Here is a 16,579-nt window from a genome sequence, read left to right on the forward strand (position 1 = left end):
TTGACCGAATCGGCCCGAATTCCGGGCGGAATTCGGGCCGATCGGGTCGACTACAGGATCAGGCGAACCAGATGCCGAGCTCGCGGGCGGCGGACTCGGGCGAATCGGACCCGTGCACGAGGTTCTGCTGCACGGCGACGCCCCAGTCGCGGCCGAGGTCGCCGCGGATGGTGCCGGGCGCGGCCGTGGTCGGGTCCGTCGTGCCGGCGAGCGAGCGGAAGCCCTCGATCACCCGGTTGCCGGCGAGGCGGATCGCGACGACGGGGCCCGACATCATGAACTCGAGCAGCGGCTCGTAGAACGGCTTGCCCTCGTGCTCGGCGTAGTGCTGCGCGAGCAGGTCGCGGCTGGGCTCCACGAGGCGGATGTCGACGAGCGAGTAGCCCTTCGCCTCGATGCGGGCCAGGATGGTCCCGGTCAGCCCGCGGGCGACGCCGTCCGGCTTGACGAGGACGAGGGTCTCTTCGGTGGCCATGTGCTTCTCTCTCCGTTGCGCGTTGATTCAGGTCAGTTCGAGGCGTCGTCCGAGGCCCGCTGCGCGGCGATCCGGCGCTCGATCCGTCCGCCTCCGATCGTCGCATACGCCCACATGCCGCCGAAGACGAGCACGACGAACAGGATCGCGGGCACGACGATCGCGCCGAGGGCGACGACGCCCTGCAGCACCCAGCCGAGGGTGAATCCCCACGGCCGGCGCAGCAGCCCCGTGGTGACCAGCATCGCGAGGCCCACGACGGCGCCGGCCACGATGCCCCACCACTGCGGGATAGGATCGGGCAGCGCGCCGAGGCCGTAGACGACGAGGCCCGCGAGGAACACCACGATCGCCTCGAAGCCGAGCACGACCTGGCCGAGCTTCTCGGGCAGCGACCGATAGCGGGGCGCCTTCGGCGCGGCGTCGGTCATCCGCGCCACCCCGACTTCCAGTCCTCCTCCGCCGAGAGCGCGATCGCCTCGCCGGCGAGCACGACGGATCCGGCGATCGCGACAGCGCGACGCGGCGAATCCGACGCCCACTCGCGCGCGGCGTCGGCGGCGTCGGCGAGGTTCGGGTGCACCGTCACGCGCAGTCCCGCGCTCTCGACGAGGTCGGCGAGGGCGTCCGGATCCGTCGCGCGCTCGGAATCGGGAGCCGTCACGAACACGTGGGCGGCGACCGGGCCGAGCTCGCGCAGGATGCCGATCGCGTCCTTGTCGCCCAGGACTCCCAGCACGAGTCCCCACTCGTCGAAGTCGAACGCCTCGCGCAGTGCGGCGGCCAGGGCCGCGGCGCCGTGCGGGTTGTGCGCGGCGTCGACGAGCACGGTCGGCTCGATGCCGACCAGCTGCAGGCGCCCGGGAGACGTGACCTCGGCGAGGCCCTCGGTCAGCACCGGGCCGGGGATCGGCTGGGTGGTCGCGCCGATGAGCGACTCGACCGCGGCGATCGCGAGCGCCGCGTTCGAGCCCTGGTGGCGGCCGTACAGCGGCAGGTACTCCTCGTCGTACTGCCCCGCGAGGCCCCGCACCGTGATGAGCTGACCGCCGACGGCGAGCTTGTCCTCGGCGAGGGCGAACTCGGCCCCCTCGAACGCGATCTCGGCGCCCATCTCGGCCGCGACGCGGCGCAGCACCTGCTCGGCCTCCGGCCTCTGCCGGGCCGAGACGACGCGCGCGCCGTCCTTGATGATCCCCGCCTTGACGGTCGCGATCTCCGCGATCGTGTCGCCCAGGCGATCCGCGTGGTCCAGGTCGATCGGGGCGAACACCGCGACGTCGCCGTCGGCCGTGTTGGTCGAGTCCCACGCGCCGCCCATGCCGACCTCGAGCACGAGCACGTCGATCGGCGCGTCCGCGCACGCGACGAAGGCGAGCACGGTGAGCAGCTCGAAGAACGTCAGCGGCTCCTCGTCCTGCGCCTCCAGCTCGGCGTCGACGATGCTCACGAACGGCTCGATCTCGTCCCACGCGTCCGCCACCGCGGCGTCCGCGACCGGCCGGCCGTCGATCAGGATCCGCTCGGTGAAGCGCTCGAGATGCGGGCTCGTGAACAGGCCCGTGCGCAGTCCGTGCGCCCGGATCAGGCTCTCGATGATCCGGCTCGTCGAGGTCTTCCCGTTCGTGCCCGTGACGTGAACGACGCGGTACGTGCGCTGCGGGTCGTCCAGCAGCTCGAGCACGCGCGCCGTGCGCTCCTTGCGGGGCTGCACCCAGCGCTCCCCCGCGCGCGACAGCAGCGTCTCGTAGACGGCGTCGGCGCGGCGGCGGTCCTGCGGCGTGCCCTCGACGATCACGTCGTCGGAGGCTCCGCCGGCCCCGTCGTCGCCCGGCAGCGGGTCGAGGATTCCTTCGTCGTCGCTCACGCGTTCGCTCCGATCCGGCTCACGGCGACCGTGAAGTCGCCTCGATTGGCGTAGGTGCCCTTCGCGATCACGCCCGTGTGCTCGGCGTCCCCGGCGTCGGATCCCGTCGTGACGAGGTGCTCGAGCGCGAGCGTCTCGCCCGCGACGTCGGCGACGTCGAACGCGCGGCGCACGGCCTCCGCGTCCGCCTCGTCCGCGAACGCGAGCGTCAGGCGGATCCGGTCGCTCACGTCGAAGCCGGCGGCCTTGCGGGTGTCCTGCACGGCGCGGATCACGTCGCGCGCAAGGCCCTCGGCCTCGAGCTCGGGCGTGGTCGTGGTGTCCAGCAGCACGAAGCCGCCCGTCGGCAGCAGCGCGAGCGCCTCGCCCTCGGGCCGTCCGGTGGTCTCGAGCACGAGCTCGTACTCCCCCGGCTCGAGCGCCAGGCCGTCGACCGTCACGACGCCGTCCCGCTCGGACCAGAAGCCTTCCTTGGCGGCGCGGATGGCCTGCTGCACCTGCTTGCCCAGGCGCGGTCCGGCGGCGCGCGCGTTCACCGTGAGGCGGTGGGAGATGCCGTACTCGGCGGCCGTGCCCTCGCCCAGCGGCACGAGCTCGACCGACTTGACGTTGAGCTCCTCGCGCAGGATGTCCTCGAACTGGCCGAGTCCTGCGTGGGCCGTGACGACCGTGAGCCGCGCGAGCGGCAGGCGCACGCGCAGGCCCTCCTTCTTGCGGAGGGCGTTCGCGACGCTCGACGCCTCGCGCACGGCGTCCATGGCCTCGCGGATGTCGGCCGCGTCGGGAAACGCCGTCGCCTCCGGCCAGTCGGTCAGGTGCACGCTGCGCCCGCCCGTCAGACCCTGCCACACGCGCTCGGACACGAGCGGGATCAGCGGGGCCGCGACGCGCGTGAGCGTCTCGAGCACCGTGTACAGCGTGTCGAACGCCTCCCGGCTGCGCGGGTCATCCGTCACGCCCGTCCAGAACCGGTCGCGCGAGCGGCGGATGTACCAGTTCGTGAGCACCTCGGCGAAGTCCCGCAGCCGCGCCGCCGCCGTGGTCGAGTCGAGCGCGTCGAGGTCGGTCGCGACGTCGCGGACCAGGTCGCCCAGCAGCGCCAGGATGTACCGGTCGAGCACGTCGGTGGAGTCGGTGCGCCAGGTGGCCTCGTAGGCGGATCCGGATGCTCCGCCCCCCGCGTTGGAGCCACCGGCGCGAGCGGCGTTCGAGTACGTCGCGAAGAAGTACCACGAGTTCCACAGCGGCAGCAGGAACTCGCGCACGCCGGCGCGGATCCCCTCCTCCGTCACAATCAGATTGCCGCCGCGCAGCACGCTCGAGGACATCAGGAACCAGCGCATGGCGTCGGATCCGTCGCGGTCGAACACTTCGGACACGTCCGGGTAGTTGCGCAGCGACTTCGACATCTTCTGGCCGTCGTTGCCGAGCACGATGCCGTGGCACGAGACTCCCGAGAACGCGGGCCGGTCGAACAGCGCGGTCGAGAGCACGTGCATGACGTAGAACCAGCCGCGGGTCTGGCCGATGTACTCGACGATGAAGTCCGCGGGAGCGTGCGCCTCGAACCACTCGGCGTTCTCGAACGGGTAGTGCACCTGCGCGAACGGCATGGATCCCGAGTCGAACCAGACGTCGAAGACGTCCTCGATGCGGCGCATCGTGCTCTGGCCCGTCGGGTCGTCCGGGTTCGGGCGCGTCAGCTGGTCGATGTAGGGGCGGTGCAGATCCACCTCGCCCTTTTCGTTGCGCGGCAGCGTGCCGAAGTCCCGCTCCAGCTCCTCGAGCGAGCCGTACGCGTCAACGCGCGGGTGGTTCGGGTCGTCCGACTTCCACACCGGGATCGGCGAGCCCCAGAACCGGTTGCGGCTGATCGACCAGTCGCGCGCGCCCTCGACCCACTTGCCGAACTGCCCGTGCTTGACGTTCTCGGGCGCCCACGTGATCTGCTCGTTGAGCTCGACCATGCGGTCCTTGACGTCCGTCACGCGCACGAACCAGCTCGACACGGCCTTGTAGATCAGGGGGTTCCGGCAGCGCCAGCAGTGCGGGTACGAGTGCTCGTACGACTGCAGGCGCAGGAGGCGCCCGTTCTGGCGCAGCAGGCGCACGAGCGGCGTGTTGGCGTCCATCCAGAGCTCGCCCGCGACGTCCGTGACGACGTGGAGGAAGCGGCCGTCGTCGCCCACCGAGACGATGGTCGGGATGCCGGCGGCGTCGCTCAGGCGCTTGTCGTCCTCGCCGTAGGCCGGGGCCTGGTGGACGATGCCGGTGCCGTCGCCGGTGGAGACGTAGTCGTCGACGAGGATTCGCCACGCGTTCTGCGTGCCCCAGGTCTCGGCGTCGGCGTAGTAGTCGAACAGCCGCTCGAACGTCACGTCGGCGAGGTCGGCGCCGACGACGCGCGTGCGCACGGCGGCCTTGGCGTCGTCCGCCGACTCGTAGCCGAGGTCCTTCGCGTAGCCGCCCAGGAGCTCCTCGGCGAGCAGGAAGTCCTCTCCCGCCGCGCCCTCCTTCGCGCCGTTCGGACCCGCGGGCACGACGGCGTACGAGATCGCGGGGCCGACGGCGAGGGCCATGTTGGTCGGCAGGGTCCACGGCGTGGTCGTCCACGCCAGCGCACGCGCGCCCTCGATGCCGAGCGCGGCCGCCTTCTCGCCCGTGAGCGGGAAGGTCACCGTGACCGACGGATCCTGACGCATCTTGTAGACGTCGTCGTCCATCCGCAGCTCGTGGTTGGACAGCGGCGTCTGGTCGCGCCAGCAGTACGGCAGCACGCGGTAGCCCTCGTATGCGAGGCCCTTGTCGAACAGCTGCTTGAAGGCCCACAGCACGCTCTCCATGAACGTGGTGTCGAGCGTCTTGTAGCCGCGCTCGAAGTCGACCCAGCGCGCCTGGCGCGTGACGTAGTCCTCCCACTCGCGCGTGTAGGCGAGCACGGACTCGCGCGCCTTCGCGTTGAAGGCGTCGATGCCCATGTCGAGGATCTCGCTCTTCTCGGTGATCCCGAGCTGCTTCATGGCCTCGAGCTCCGCCGGCAGGCCGTGCGTGTCCCAGCCGAACACGCGGTCGACCTTGCGGCCGCGCATCGTCTGGAAGCGCGGGAAGAGGTCCTTGGCGTAGCCGGTGAGGAGGTGGCCGTAGTGCGGCAGGCCGTTGGCGAACGGCGGGCCGTCGTAGAAGACCCACTCCTCGGACCCTTCGCGCTGCGCGATCGAGGCGCGGAAGGTGTCGTCCTGCTTCCAGAACGCCAGGACGTCGCGCTCGATGTCGGGGAAGCGCGGGCTCGGCACGATCGCCTGTGCGGTGGCGGCGTCGGCGGCGGGGCCGAACGAGGACTTCGGGTAGGTCATCAGCACTCCAGCAGATCCGGATACGGACTGCGAGGACGACCAGTCGGCCGCGGTACCACCCCGCGTTGCGGCCTCCTCACGGAGACCGCCGCTCTCACTGCGGCTGTGACGGGCCTGCCCCGCGCGGTTCTAGTAGGGCGTGCGCCTGTTCTTCCGCGAGCTCCCCGGTGATGCCGGATCGATGCCGTTCCCACGATTCTACGGGCTGTCGGCCGCCGGGGATACCGTGGCGGCATGGCCAAGAAGACCGATCGTCCGATCCGCCCCCGCGTCTCGGCCCCGGATCTGCCGGCCCGGCTGGCCGACGCGGTGCCGCGCCGGCACGGCGACGAGCACCAGGTGCGCTTCGCGGGGCTGTCGGGCTCGGTCGATCTCGCGCACTCCGCGCTCGAGGAGTGCGCGATCGAGGACGCCGCGGTCGACGCGCTCGACCTGCTCGGCGCGACCCTGATCGACGTCGACGTGCGCGACCTCCGCGCGGCGTCCGTGTCGGCGCGGGACACGACGATCCGCCGGCTGCGGATATCCGGCGGCAGGATCGGATCCCTCGACCTCACGAGCGCGCGGATCGCCGAGTTCGAGCTCCGCGACGTGCGCATCGACTACCTGACGCTCGGCGGCGCCCGCGGCGAGGACATCCTGATCTCCGGCTGCGCGATCCGCGCGCTGGATCTGCCGCAGGCGGCGCTCACGCGGGTCGCGTTCGAGGACTGCCGGGCCGACGAGGTGGATCCGCGCGGCCTGCGCGCGGCGGACGTCGACCTGCGCGGGCTCGACGCGGGCTCGTTCCTCGATGTGATGTCGCTGCGGGGCGTGACCCTCTCGCCGTTCCAGGTCGAGCGGCTGGCGCCGGCGTTCGCCGCCGCGGCGGGCATCGACGTGCGCGACTGAGGACTCCTCAGCCCTCGCGGTGGTAGCCGTGGAGGTCGTCCTGGAGGCCGTTGATCCAGACCTCGTGGCCGCCGTCCGGGTGCGGGAAGCGTATCGTCCGTCCGAACGCCTCGTCGATCACGGCCGCGTCGACTCCCGCGGCGCGGATCCGCTCGGCAAGCGCGTCGAGATCGCCGCGGGCGAGGAACGACAGACCGATGGACGCCTCGTCCGCCGTCTCCGCCGATCCGAGCGCGTGCAGCGCGACCATCCCGCCGCCCGGCGCCGTGAGCTCCACCCAGCCGCCCGCGTCGCCGACGATGCCCGCGCGGAACCCGAGGGCCTCGAGGATGCGGCGCGGCTCGTCCAGGTCGTTCGCGAACCAGATCGGCTCCACAGCCACCTCCGGGTCATCCGGCATCGCGTGCGCGGGCCGTGCCGCCACCGTGAGCGCGACGCCCTCGCGCGTGGTCACCGTCAGCAGCGTGCCGACCCCGGACATCTCGCCGCGCGTCACGGCGAAGCCGTCCAGCGCGCGCTCGGCCGCGTCGAGGTCGTCGACCTGGACGTGCAGGTGCACCGAGCCCGCCGGGTGATCCGCCGAGGCGTGGTGCAGGGCGAGCGCGCCGCCGCCGTCGAACATCCCCCACTCCGGCGTCGGCGGGTACGGCGCGGCGAACCCGAGGGCCGGCGCGATCGTCCACCACCGCTCGGGGTGACCGGTGTACAGCATCTGCTCGACGCGACTCATCGTCCGCTCCCCTCGATCTCGGCGCGCAGCACGCGCTCCACCAGCGCCGACAGGCTGGTGCCCTCGTCGATCGCGCGGTGCTTCACCGCGCGCACGAGGTCTCTCGGCAGGTACACGTTGAACTGCACCTTCGACTCATCCGCTCGCATGCTAGCAACATAGCTCTGATGTCCCGCCCCGTCCAGAGAAGATCCGGAGTGACGAGGACGCCCGCACGCTCGGATCTCCTCTGGACGCCGGATCTCCTCTCGACGGCCTGCGCAAGACCGCCCGTTAGACTCGGAGGGCACCCCACACTCAGGCACGCAGACACCGTGCCGCATATAACGAGGAGATCCCGTATGGCCGCCATTCCCGACAAGCCCGCGCTCGAGGGTCTCGAAGACAAGTGGGGCTCCGCGTGGGAGGAGCAGGGCACGTACCTGTTCGACCGCGCCGCCGCCCGGGCCGGCGGCCGCGAGAGCGTGTACTCGGTCGACACTCCCCCGCCCACGGCGTCGGGATCGCTGCACATCGGCCACGTCTTCTCGTACACGCACACCGACGTCAAGGCGCGCTTCGAGCGCATGCGCGGCAAGACCGTGTTCTACCCGATCGGCTGGGACGACAACGGCCTGCCCACCGAGCGCCGCGTGCAGAACTACTACGGCGTGCGCTGCGATCCGTCGCTGCCGTACGACCCCGACTTCACCCCGCCGTTCGCCGGCGACGCCAAGAGCCTGAAGGCCGCCGACCAGATCCCGGTCAGCCGGCGCAACTTCATCGAGCTGTGCGAGACCCTCACGGTCGAGGACGAGAAGACGTTCGAGGAGCTGTGGCGCGACCTCGGCCTCTCGGTCGACTGGACGCAGACCTACCGCACGATCTCGGACGACACGATCCGGACGAGCCAGCTCGCGTTCCTGCGGTCGGCCGACCGCGGCGAGGCGTACCGGTCGCTCGCCCCGACGCTGTGGGACGTGGACTTCCGCAGCGCGATCGCGCAGGCCGAGCTCGAGGATCGCGAGCAGCAGGCCTCGTACCACCGCGTCGCGTTCGCGAAGACCGACGGATCCGGCGACATCGAGATCATGACCACGCGGCCGGAGCTGCTCGCCGCGTGCGTGGCGCTCGTGGCGCATCCCGACGACGAGCGCTACCAGGCGTACTTCGGCAAGACCGTCACGACGCCCGTGTTCGGCGTCGAGGTGCCCGTGCTGCCCCACCCGCTCGCGCAGCAGGACAAGGGCACCGGCATCGCCATGATCTGCACGTTCGGCGACGTCACCGACATGATCTGGTGGCGCGAGCTCGACCTGCCGATCCGCACGATCATCGGCCTGGACGGCCGTGTGGTCGCGGATGCCCCCGAGGCGATCGCGTCGGACGAGGGCAAGGCGGCATACGCCGAGCTCGTGGGCCTGACGGTGTTCAGCGCCAAGAAGAAGATGGTCGAGCTGCTCGAGGCGTCCGGCCGCCTGCTCGAGGTCGGCAAGCCCTTCATGCACCCCGTGAAGTTCTTCGAGAAGGGCGACCGCCCGCTCGAGATCGTCTCGACCAAGCAGTGGTACCTCACCAACGGCGCACGCGACGAGAAGCTCAAGGAGCGCCTTCTCGAGCTCGGCCGCCGGATCGAGTGGCACCCCGAGTTCATGCGCGTCCGCTACGAGAACTGGGTGAACGGTCTCACGGGCGACTGGCTCGTGTCGCGGCAGCGCTTCTTCGGCGTGCCGATCCCCGTCTGGTACGCGCTCGACGAGAACGGCGAGCAGGGCGACGTCCTGTACGCCGCGGCCGAGCAGCTGCCGGTCGACCCGTCGACGGATGCGCCGGCCGGCTTCACCGAGGGGCAGCGCGGCGTGCCCGGCGGCTTCGTCGGCGAGACGGACGTGCTCGACACCTGGGCGACCTCGTCGCTCACGCCGCAGATCGTGGGGGGCTGGCAGCGCGACGAGGAGCTGTGGAACCTCGTGGCGCCGTTCGACGTGCGCCCGCAGGGCCAGGACATCATCCGCACGTGGCTGTTCTCGACGCTGCTGCGCAGCGCGCTCGAGGACGACCGCACCCCGTGGGCGAACGCGTCGATCTCGGGCTTCATCGTGGATCCGGATCGCAAGAAGATGTCGAAGTCGAAGGGCAACGTCGTCACGCCCGCGGACGTCCTGGCGCAGCACGGATCCGACGCGGTGCGCTACTGGGCCGCCTCCAGCCGCCTCGGCACCGACGCGGCGTTCGACCCGCAGAACCCGACGCAGATCAAGATCGGCCGGCGCCTGGCGATCAAGCTGCTGAACGCGGCCAAGTTCGTGCTCGGCTTCCCGGTTCCCGAGGGCGCGGCGGTGACGGATCCGCTCGACCTCGCGATGCTCGCGACGCTCGATGGCGTGGTGGCCGACGCCACCAAGGCGCTCGAGTCGTACGACCACGCCCGCGCGCTCGAGGTGTCGGAGTCGTTCTTCTGGACGTTCTGCGACGACTACCTCGAGCTCGTCAAGGAGCGCGCGTACGACCAGGCCAACCCGGGCCAGGCATCCGCCGCCCTGGCCCTGCGCACCGCGCTCGAGACGCTCGTGCGGCTGTTCGCGCCGGTGCTCGCCTTCGCGGCGGAGGAGACCTGGTCGTGGTTCCGGGAGGGCTCGGTCCACACGGCCGACTGGCCGGTGCCCGCCGGCGTCGACGGCGACCTCGCGGTGCTCACGGCGGCGAGCGAGGCCCTGATCGGCATCCGCCGCGCCAAGACCGAGGCGAAGGCGTCGCAGAAGACCCCCGTGGCCCACGCGGCGATCACCGCGCCGGCCGCGATCGCTGCGGCCCTGCGCCTGGTGGCCGGCGACCTGAAGGCCGTGGGCCGCATCCAGGAGCTGGAGATCACGGAGGGCGAGGAGTTCGCGGTGACGCGGATCGACCTCGCGGACACGGAGGCATGATGCAGCTCGGAACCCGCTGGACCGCAGGATCGCAGCCGCCGGCCTCGGTGCCGGCCGAGCTCCGCGAGACGATCGCGAAGGTCGAGGAGCACCTGCCCGAGGGCCCCAGGCCCGGCTGGACGCTCACCTGGCTCGAGGGTCGTCCGATCGCGGAGCTCGACACCGGCGTGACCGTGTCGCTGGCCGCCGACGGCCGGGCCGTGGTCGGCCACGTCGACGGCATGGACGACGACGAGCGCTGACCGGGTGCACGACCAAGGGGGCTGGAGGTCCGATCCTCCAGCCCCTTCGTCGCTCACCGTCGCGGCACGTCGTGCGCCATGGCGCGCATCGCGGCGAGGCGGCTCTCGCCGAGCACGCGCTCGCGCTCGATATCCGCGAGCAGCCGCGCGTCGCGGCTCGCCGCGCGGCGATGGATGTACGACGCCAGCGCGTCGGCCGCACGCAGCGCCAGGCGCTCGCTCGGCGTGATGCGCAGCGTTCGGATCGCCGCGGTCGGCGGATGGAGCGCCGCAGCGCAGGCGGATAGGGAGACCGCGGTCATGAGGCACCTCCGAGCTGCTTGAGGGGGAACAGGTCCGCGCGGACGGTGACGGCGCGCACGCCCTCACCCTCCTGATCGCGATACCGCGCGCCCGCCGCCGTGATGAGCTCCTCGACCTGCTGGGAGAGCTCGGCGAGCTGCGCGGGGGTCATCCGCGCGATCGTGGTGAACGAGGCACTGACCTCGCGCCACTCCTCCGGCTCGCGGTCGGCGCGGCGCGTGAAGTAGTCGGTGGTCTCGTCGTTGCGGAGGCGGTGGAACTCCGCCGTGGCGGCCTGGAGGGCCGCGCGCCCCGCCGGGGAACGGGTCTCGGCGCCGTCGCCCCACGACACCGATCCGGGCGGACGCTCCCACCACCGCTCGCGACCCGCGCTGCGCTCCGGGATCTCGCGGATCAGATCCTGCTTCGCGAGGATCCGCAGGTGGTAGCTCGTCGAGCCCGAGGACTCCCCGGTCAGCTCTGCGAGCGTGCTGGACGTCTGCGGCCCGTGCTGGCTCAGCAGGTCCAGGATGCGCATGCGCAGCGGATGGCCGAGCGCGCGCAGCGCGGCGACGTCGAGCGTCCGCCTCTGGCGGGGCTCCGGCTGCACCTTCTCTTCGCTCATGGTCCTCATGATACGGATGCAAAGGATTCTTTGCAACTGTTTCTTTGCAGAGATTTGCCTGCCTATGCGCAGTTAGGGTGGAGCCCATGACCGACGCCTTCAACCCGCTGCTCGCGCCGTCGCCGCTCCCCTACGGCGTACCGGACTACGCCGCGATCGAGCCCGCGCACTACCTGCCGGCGTTCCAGGTCGCGTTCGCCGAGCACCGGAAAGAGGTCGAGGTCATCGCCTCCCGCGAAGACGAGCCGACATTCGACAACACGATGCTCGCGCTCGAGCGCTCGGGCGAGCTGCTGGAGCGGGTCTCCCTGGCGTTCTACACGGTCAGCTCCGCGGACGCGACCGCCGCCATCCAGCAGATCGACGAGCAGCTCGCACCCCTGATGGCGGCGCACAACGACGCGATCGAGCTCGACGCGCGCCTCTACGCGCGGATCCGCGCGCTGCACGAGCGCCTCGACGATCTGCAGCTCGACCCCGAGGCGCGCCGGCTCGTCGAGCGCCGCTTCCGCGAGATGACCCACGCCGGCGCGGCCGTCGACGACGCCGCCAAGGCCCGGCTCACCGATCTCAACCGCCGGCTGTCCGAGCTGACCACCCGGTTCGAGAAGAACCTCCTCGCCGACACGAACGAGCTGGCGGTCGTGTTCGACGACACGTCCGAGCTGGACGGGCTGACCGAGGGCGAGCTGTCCGCCGCCGCGGAGGCCGCGCGCGAGCGCGGCCTGGACGGGCGCCTGCTCGTGACGCTGACGCTCTTCTCGGGGCATCCGTATCTGGCGCAGCTGACCAACCGCGGGTCGCGCGAGCGGATCATGTCCGCCTCGCGGGCACGCGCCTCGCGCGGCGACGCGCACGACAACGGCGGCGTGCTGCTCGAGATCGTGCGGCTGCGGGCCGAGCGCGCCGAGCTCCTGGGCTACGCCTCGCACGCGGCCTACATCACGGCCGACCAGACCGCGGGCACGCCGGAGGCGGTGCGCTCGCTGCTGCGCGAGCTCGCGGCGCCGGCCGCCCGCAATGCGCAGGCCGAGAAGGCCGCCCTGCAGCGCCTGATCGACGCGACCGAGGACCGGCCCGACGCGGTGGCCGCGCACGACTGGGCCTACTGGACGGAGAAGGTGCGCGCCGTCGAGCACGACCTCGACGCGGCCGCGCTGCGTCCCTGGTTCGAGGCCGAGCGGGTGCTGCGCGACGGCGTCTTCCGCGCCGCCACGCTGCTGTACGGCGTGACGTTCCGCGAGCGCGCCGACATCCCGTCGCACCACCCCGACGCGCGCACGTTCGAGATCCTCGACGAGGACGGATCGGCGCTCGGCCTGTACGTGCTCGACCTGTACACGCGCGACACCAAGCGCGGCGGCGCGTGGATGAACTCGATCGTGAAGCAGTCGGCCCTGCGCGGCACGCGGCCGGTCGTCGTGAACAACCTCAACGTTCCGAAGCCCGCCGAGGGCTCCCCCACGCTGCTCACGCTGGACCAGGTCACCACCCTGTTCCACGAGTTCGGCCACGCCCTGCACGGCCTGTTCGCTACCGTGACCTACCCGCACTTCGCGGGCACCGCGGTGCATCGCGACTTCGTCGAGTTCCCGAGCCAGGTCAACGAGATGTGGATCCTGTGGCCCGAGGTGCTCGCCGAGTACGCCGTGCACCACGAGACCGGTGCGCCGCTGCCGGCCGACGTCGTCGAGCGCCTCCGCGCGACGGAGACCTTCAACCAGGGCTTCGCCACGAGCGAGTACCTCGCGGCGGCCTGGCTCGACCAGGCGTGGCACTCGCTGTCACGCGGCGAGGCCGAGGCGGTGGCGGACGTCGCGGCGTTCGAGGCCGCCGCGCTCGCGGACGTCGGCCTCGACGAGCCGGCGATCCCGCCGCGCTACTCCTCGACGTACTTCGCGCATGTGTTCTCGGGCGGGTACAGCGCGGGCTACTACTCGTACATCTGGGCCGAGGTCCTCGACGCGGACACCGTGGAGTGGTTCCGCGACAACGGCGGCCTCACCCGCGCGAACGGCGACCGCTTCCGCCGGCGTCTGCTCGGCGTCGGCGGGGCGAAGGACCCGCTCGAGGCGTATCGCGACTTCCGCGGCCGCGACGCCGAGATCGCGCCGTTGCTGAAGCGCCGCGGCCTGGGCGCGTGAGACAGCCGATCGTGACCGTCCGTTCAGCCGGCGGCCACGCAGGCGCGGGTGTCGGAACCGGGCCCCGCGGTCCCCGGGGCCGCGACGCCGAAACCGCCGCGCTGCTGAAGCGCCGCGGGCTCATCGCCTGAGACCGCCGTCGCGCTCCCGACTCGGTCCGCGCGGCCCCGATCCGCTCAGCGCGCGGGTGACTCGGAGTCGGCCGCAGCCGGCGAGAAGGCTCGCTGCAGAGCGGCTGCGATCGTCTCCTCCCGCGGCCCTGCGGCGTCGATGCGCGCGACGAGGTCGTGCGGCAGGTCGACCGCGACCCGGACGGTGTCCGCGGCGCGCGGCCCGAGGATCGCCCCCACGACGGGAGAGACGATGGTGCCGAGCACGCACAGGATGACCACCACCGAGAGCGTGCGCCAGTACCAGTCGCCCGGCTGGAACCCCGGGACGAGCGACGTGATCGCGCCCATCACCGCATACGCGCCGATCGTCGCGAGCGTGGCGCCCACGATCCACCGCACGACGGGCTGCGGCCGCAGGATCAGCTGCACGATGAGGGAGGCGTGCGCGAGGGCGAACGCGAACAGCGTCGCGGCCCAGAGCCATCGCCACAGCGGGTCGAAGACCCAGAACCGCTCCGGCGCCCAGATCTGCACGAGCCAGAGCACGAAGGCGACGGCGGCGACCGGCATTCCGACCAGACCGACCCACTGGAAGGGCTTGCCGAGGGGCGCCAGATCGCACAGCACGAGGATGCCGAACGCGCCGACCGCCGAGGTGGTCGCCATGACCCTGCCCGCGAGCTCTCCGATGTCGCCGGTGAGGATCACGTAGATGCCCGTCAGGGCCGCGATCGACAGCGAGACGACGATCACCCAGATCGCGACCCGGCGGAAGATCTTCAGGCTGTCCATGCGATCCGCCGCCCGGCGGCGCCTAGGCCGACTTCTTCTTCTGCGCCAGGACGAATGTGGGTTCGGCGCCGTCGACGACGGAGGCGCGGGTCACGACGACCTTGGCGACGTCCTCGGTCGAGGGGATGTCGAACATGATCGGGCCCAGCACGTCCTCGAGGATCGCGCGGAGGCCGCGCGCCCCGGTCTTGCGCTCCACCGCGAGATCCGCGATCTCGCGCAGCGCCTCGTCGTCGAACTCGAGCTGCACGCCGTCGAGCTCGAACATGCGCTGATACTGCTTCACGAGCGCATTGCGCGGGGTGGTCAGGATCTCCATGAGCGCGTCCTGGTCGAGCGGCTGCACCGACGCCACGACGGGCAGGCGGCCGATGAACTCGGGGATCAGGCCGAACTTGTGCAGGTCCTCCGGCAGCACCTCGCCGAACAGCGCGCTGTCGTCGTTCTTGTCGTGCAGCGGGGCGCCGAAGCCGACGCCGTGCTTGCCGACGCGGGCGGAGATGATGTCCTCCAGCCCCGCGAACGCCCCGGCGACGATGAACAGCACGTTCGTCGTGTCGATCTGGATGAACTCCTGGTGCGGGTGCTTGCGCCCGCCCTGCGGCGGCACCGACGCCACCGTGCCCTCGAGGATCTTCAGCAGCGCCTGCTGCACGCCCTCGCCCGACACGTCGCGCGTGATCGACGGGTTCTCGGCCTTGCGCGCGATCTTGTCGATCTCGTCGATGTAGATGATGCCGGTCTCGGCCCGCTTGACGTCGAAGTCGGCCGCCTGCAGCAGCTTGAGCAGGATGTTCTCGACGTCCTCGCCGACGTAGCCCGCCTCGGTCAGGGCCGTGGCGTCCGCGACGGCGAACGGCACGTTGAGCCGCTTCGCGAGCGTCTGGGCGAGGTAGGTCTTGCCGCAGCCGGTCGGCCCGAGCATCAGGATGTTGCTCTTGGCGACCTCGACGTCCTCGGCCTTCTGGTCGGCGGGCTTGAGCTCGCCGCGGGCGCGCACGCGCTTGTAGTGGTTGTAGACCGCGACCGCGAGGGCGCGCTTGGCGGGCTCCTGGCCGACGACGTACTCCTCGAGGAAGGAGAAGATCTCGCGCGGCTTCGGCAGGTCGAACTCGGCGACCTCGCCGGATCCGGCCGACTCGGCCATCCGCTCCTCGATGATCTCGTTGCAGAGTTCGACGCACTCGTCGCAGATGTACACGCCGGGGCCGGCGATCAGCTGCTGCACCTGCTTCTGGCTCTTGCCGCAGAAGGAGCACTTGAAGAGGTCGGCGCTCTCACCGATACGTGCCATGCGTGTCCTCCTCGGACCTTTCCGTTCGAGTCCCCATGAGCCTAACCTCTGCCACGGACACCGGGACGGCGGCACACGCCGAATCGCGTGTCGGTCCGGTCACGGTGGTCCCGACAGACGACGGATGCCCCGGGCGCGGGCCCGGGGCATCCGACCGTCTCGCGGCCTACTTCGAGATCGCCGGCTGGCGCTTGCGCGTGGTCAGCACCTGGTCGACCAGGCCGTACTCCACGGCCTCGGGACCGCTCAGGATCTTGTCGCGGTCGATGTCCTTGTTCACCTGCTCGACCGTGCGGTTGGAGTGCCTCGCCAGCGTCTCCTCGAGCCACGTGCGCATGCGCAGGATCTCGGCCGCCTGGATCTCGATGTCCGACGCCTGGCCGTGGCCCGCCTCGCCGACGGCGGGCTGGTGGATCAGCACGCGCGCGTTCGGCAGCGCGAGGCGCTTACCGGGCGCACCGGCGGCCAGCAGCACCGCGGCGGCCGAGGCCGCCTGACCCAGCACGACCGTCTGGATCTGGGGCGAGATGTACTGCATCGTGTCGTAGATCGCCGTCATGGCCGTGAACGAGCCGCCGGGCGAGTTGATGTACATGATGATGTCGCGGTCCGGGTCCTGGCTCTCGAGCACCAGCAGCTGCGCCATCACGTCGTCGGCCGACGCGTCGTCGACCTGCACGCCGAGGAAGATCACGCGGTCCTCGAACAGCTTGTTGTACGGGTCCTGGCGCTTGTAGCCGTAGGCCGTGCGCTCCTCGAACTGGGGCAGGATGTAGCGGCTGCCGGGCATCTGCAGGCCCTGGGGCGAGGCGGCGCCGGTGTAGGGGGTGTGCATCTTCGATACGTCCTTCTCTGTGCTCAGCTG

The 16,579-nt window shown here is 71.2% G+C and carries 15 protein-coding genes; 4 read left to right on the top strand and 11 right to left on the bottom strand.

The features are described from left to right. Window positions 1-58 precede the first annotated feature (58 nt). From ndk to ileS, 4 genes are all read right to left on the bottom strand, one after another. Complete coding sequence (gene ndk, locus AAD528_RS02005; protein WP_345750356.1) at window positions 59-475, bottom strand: nucleoside-diphosphate kinase; 417 nt, start codon at window positions 473-475, stop codon at window positions 59-61. A 32-nt stretch (window positions 476-507) separates the two neighbouring features. Continuing rightward, window positions 508-906 carry a DUF4233 domain-containing protein gene (locus AAD528_RS02010; protein WP_345750357.1) on the bottom strand — a complete coding sequence of 133 codons (399 nt, stop codon included), beginning with the start codon at window positions 904-906 and terminating at the stop codon, window positions 508-510. Next, the gene (locus tag AAD528_RS02015) at window positions 903-2,273 is read right to left on the bottom strand and encodes a bifunctional folylpolyglutamate synthase/dihydrofolate synthase (RefSeq protein ID WP_345750742.1); all 1,371 of its coding nucleotides are present in this window, start codon (window positions 2,271-2,273) and stop codon (window positions 903-905) included. The genes AAD528_RS02010 and AAD528_RS02015 overlap by 4 nt, the downstream gene beginning before the upstream one ends. A 65-nt stretch (window positions 2,274-2,338) precedes the next feature. Further along, window positions 2,339-5,695 (bottom strand): isoleucine--tRNA ligase, encoded by a 3,357-nt coding sequence (gene ileS / locus AAD528_RS02020; RefSeq protein ID WP_345750358.1) that lies wholly within the window; start codon window positions 5,693-5,695, stop codon window positions 2,339-2,341. A 234-nt stretch (window positions 5,696-5,929) separates the two neighbouring features. Between ileS and AAD528_RS02025 the strand changes: the two genes are divergently transcribed. Further along, on the top strand, window positions 5,930-6,586 hold the full coding sequence (locus tag AAD528_RS02025) for a pentapeptide repeat-containing protein (RefSeq protein WP_345750359.1): 657 nt from the start codon (window positions 5,930-5,932) through the stop codon (window positions 6,584-6,586). A 7-nt stretch (window positions 6,587-6,593) separates the two neighbouring features. Here AAD528_RS02025 and AAD528_RS02030 read toward each other — a convergent pair whose 3' ends face one another. Together AAD528_RS02030 and AAD528_RS02035 are read right to left on the bottom strand one after the other, a co-directional pair. Then, the gene (locus tag AAD528_RS02030; RefSeq protein ID WP_345750360.1) at window positions 6,594-7,316 is read right to left on the bottom strand and encodes a hypothetical protein; all 723 of its coding nucleotides are present in this window, start codon (window positions 7,314-7,316) and stop codon (window positions 6,594-6,596) included. Beyond that, window positions 7,313-7,465 (bottom strand): ribbon-helix-helix protein, CopG family, encoded by a 153-nt coding sequence (locus tag AAD528_RS02035; protein ID WP_345750361.1) that lies wholly within the window; start codon window positions 7,463-7,465, stop codon window positions 7,313-7,315. The genes AAD528_RS02030 and AAD528_RS02035 overlap by 4 nt, the downstream gene beginning before the upstream one ends. Before the next feature lie 192 nt (window positions 7,466-7,657). Here AAD528_RS02035 and valS point away from each other — a divergent pair, with 192 nt between their 5' ends. Both valS and AAD528_RS02045 read left to right on the top strand, forming a co-directional pair. After that, window positions 7,658-10,222, top strand: a complete 2,565-nt coding sequence (gene valS / locus AAD528_RS02040) for a valine--tRNA ligase (RefSeq protein ID WP_345750362.1) — start codon at window positions 7,658-7,660, stop codon at window positions 10,220-10,222. Next, window positions 10,222-10,464, top strand: coding sequence for a hypothetical protein (locus AAD528_RS02045; RefSeq protein WP_345750363.1), 243 nt, complete (start codon window positions 10,222-10,224; stop codon window positions 10,462-10,464). The genes valS and AAD528_RS02045 overlap by 1 nt, the downstream gene beginning before the upstream one ends. Window positions 10,465-10,517: 53 nt before the next feature. On the opposite strand, the gene AAD528_RS02050 is transcribed toward AAD528_RS02045, so the two are convergent. Both AAD528_RS02050 and AAD528_RS02055 read right to left on the bottom strand, forming a co-directional pair. Then, window positions 10,518-10,766 (bottom strand): hypothetical protein, encoded by a 249-nt coding sequence (locus AAD528_RS02050; protein ID WP_345750364.1) that lies wholly within the window; start codon window positions 10,764-10,766, stop codon window positions 10,518-10,520. After that, window positions 10,763-11,371: an ArsR/SmtB family transcription factor gene (locus AAD528_RS02055; protein WP_345750365.1), complete on the bottom strand. Its 609-nt coding sequence runs from the start codon at window positions 11,369-11,371 to the stop codon at window positions 10,763-10,765. Before AAD528_RS02055 ends, AAD528_RS02050 begins: the two co-directional genes overlap by 4 nt. Before the next feature lie 86 nt (window positions 11,372-11,457). On the opposite strand from AAD528_RS02055, the gene AAD528_RS02060 reads away from it, so the two are divergent. Next, window positions 11,458-13,515 (top strand): M3 family metallopeptidase, encoded by a 2,058-nt coding sequence (locus AAD528_RS02060; protein WP_345750366.1) that lies wholly within the window; start codon window positions 11,458-11,460, stop codon window positions 13,513-13,515. Window positions 13,516-13,691: 176 nt separating this feature from the next. Here AAD528_RS02060 and AAD528_RS02065 read toward each other — a convergent pair whose 3' ends face one another. The 3 genes from AAD528_RS02065 to AAD528_RS02075 all read right to left on the bottom strand — a co-directional run bounded on the left by AAD528_RS02065 (window position 13,692) and on the right by AAD528_RS02075 (window position 16,549). Further along, window positions 13,692-14,420: a hypothetical protein gene (locus AAD528_RS02065; protein ID WP_345750367.1), complete on the bottom strand. Its 729-nt coding sequence runs from the start codon at window positions 14,418-14,420 to the stop codon at window positions 13,692-13,694. A 22-nt stretch (window positions 14,421-14,442) separates the two neighbouring features. Then, the gene (clpX, locus tag AAD528_RS02070; protein ID WP_345750368.1) at window positions 14,443-15,714 is read right to left on the bottom strand and encodes an ATP-dependent Clp protease ATP-binding subunit ClpX; all 1,272 of its coding nucleotides are present in this window, start codon (window positions 15,712-15,714) and stop codon (window positions 14,443-14,445) included. Between the two features lie 166 nt (window positions 15,715-15,880). Further along, a complete protein-coding gene (locus AAD528_RS02075; RefSeq protein ID WP_345750369.1) occupies window positions 15,881-16,549 on the bottom strand; it encodes an ATP-dependent Clp protease proteolytic subunit in 669 nt (222 codons plus the stop codon). Window positions 16,550-16,579 lie beyond the last annotated feature (30 nt).

Origin of the sequence: Microbacterium rhizophilum, from assembly GCF_039605615.1 — a bacterium.
GTDB classification, from domain to species: Bacteria; Actinomycetota; Actinomycetes; order Actinomycetales; family Microbacteriaceae; genus Microbacterium; species Microbacterium rhizophilus.

Coding starts and splice junctions, on each gene's coding strand:
- AAD528_RS02010 (WP_345750357.1), bottom strand. CDS start 906: ATGACCGACGCCGCGCCGAAGGCGCCCCGCTATCGGTCGCTGCCCGAG.
- AAD528_RS02075 (WP_345750369.1), bottom strand. CDS start 16,549: ATGCACACCCCCTACACCGGCGCCGCCTCGCCCCAGGGCCTGCAGATG.
- AAD528_RS02045 (WP_345750363.1), top strand. CDS start 10,222: ATGCAGCTCGGAACCCGCTGGACCGCAGGATCGCAGCCGCCGGCCTCG.
- AAD528_RS02065 (WP_345750367.1), bottom strand. CDS start 14,420: ATGGACAGCCTGAAGATCTTCCGCCGGGTCGCGATCTGGGTGATCGTC.
- AAD528_RS02030 (WP_345750360.1), bottom strand. CDS start 7,316: ATGAGTCGCGTCGAGCAGATGCTGTACACCGGTCACCCCGAGCGGTGG.
- AAD528_RS02050 (WP_345750364.1), bottom strand. CDS start 10,766: ATGACCGCGGTCTCCCTATCCGCCTGCGCTGCGGCGCTCCATCCGCCG.
- AAD528_RS02035 (WP_345750361.1), bottom strand. CDS start 7,465: ATGCGAGCGGATGAGTCGAAGGTGCAGTTCAACGTGTACCTGCCGAGA.
- AAD528_RS02055 (WP_345750365.1), bottom strand. CDS start 11,371: ATGAGCGAAGAGAAGGTGCAGCCGGAGCCCCGCCAGAGGCGGACGCTC.
- AAD528_RS02025 (WP_345750359.1), top strand. CDS start 5,930: ATGGCCAAGAAGACCGATCGTCCGATCCGCCCCCGCGTCTCGGCCCCG.
- AAD528_RS02060 (WP_345750366.1), top strand. CDS start 11,458: ATGACCGACGCCTTCAACCCGCTGCTCGCGCCGTCGCCGCTCCCCTAC.
- valS (WP_345750362.1), top strand. CDS start 7,658: ATGGCCGCCATTCCCGACAAGCCCGCGCTCGAGGGTCTCGAAGACAAG.
- clpX (WP_345750368.1), bottom strand. CDS start 15,714: ATGGCACGTATCGGTGAGAGCGCCGACCTCTTCAAGTGCTCCTTCTGC.
- ndk (WP_345750356.1), bottom strand. CDS start 475: ATGGCCACCGAAGAGACCCTCGTCCTCGTCAAGCCGGACGGCGTCGCC.
- ileS (WP_345750358.1), bottom strand. CDS start 5,695: ATGACCTACCCGAAGTCCTCGTTCGGCCCCGCCGCCGACGCCGCCACC.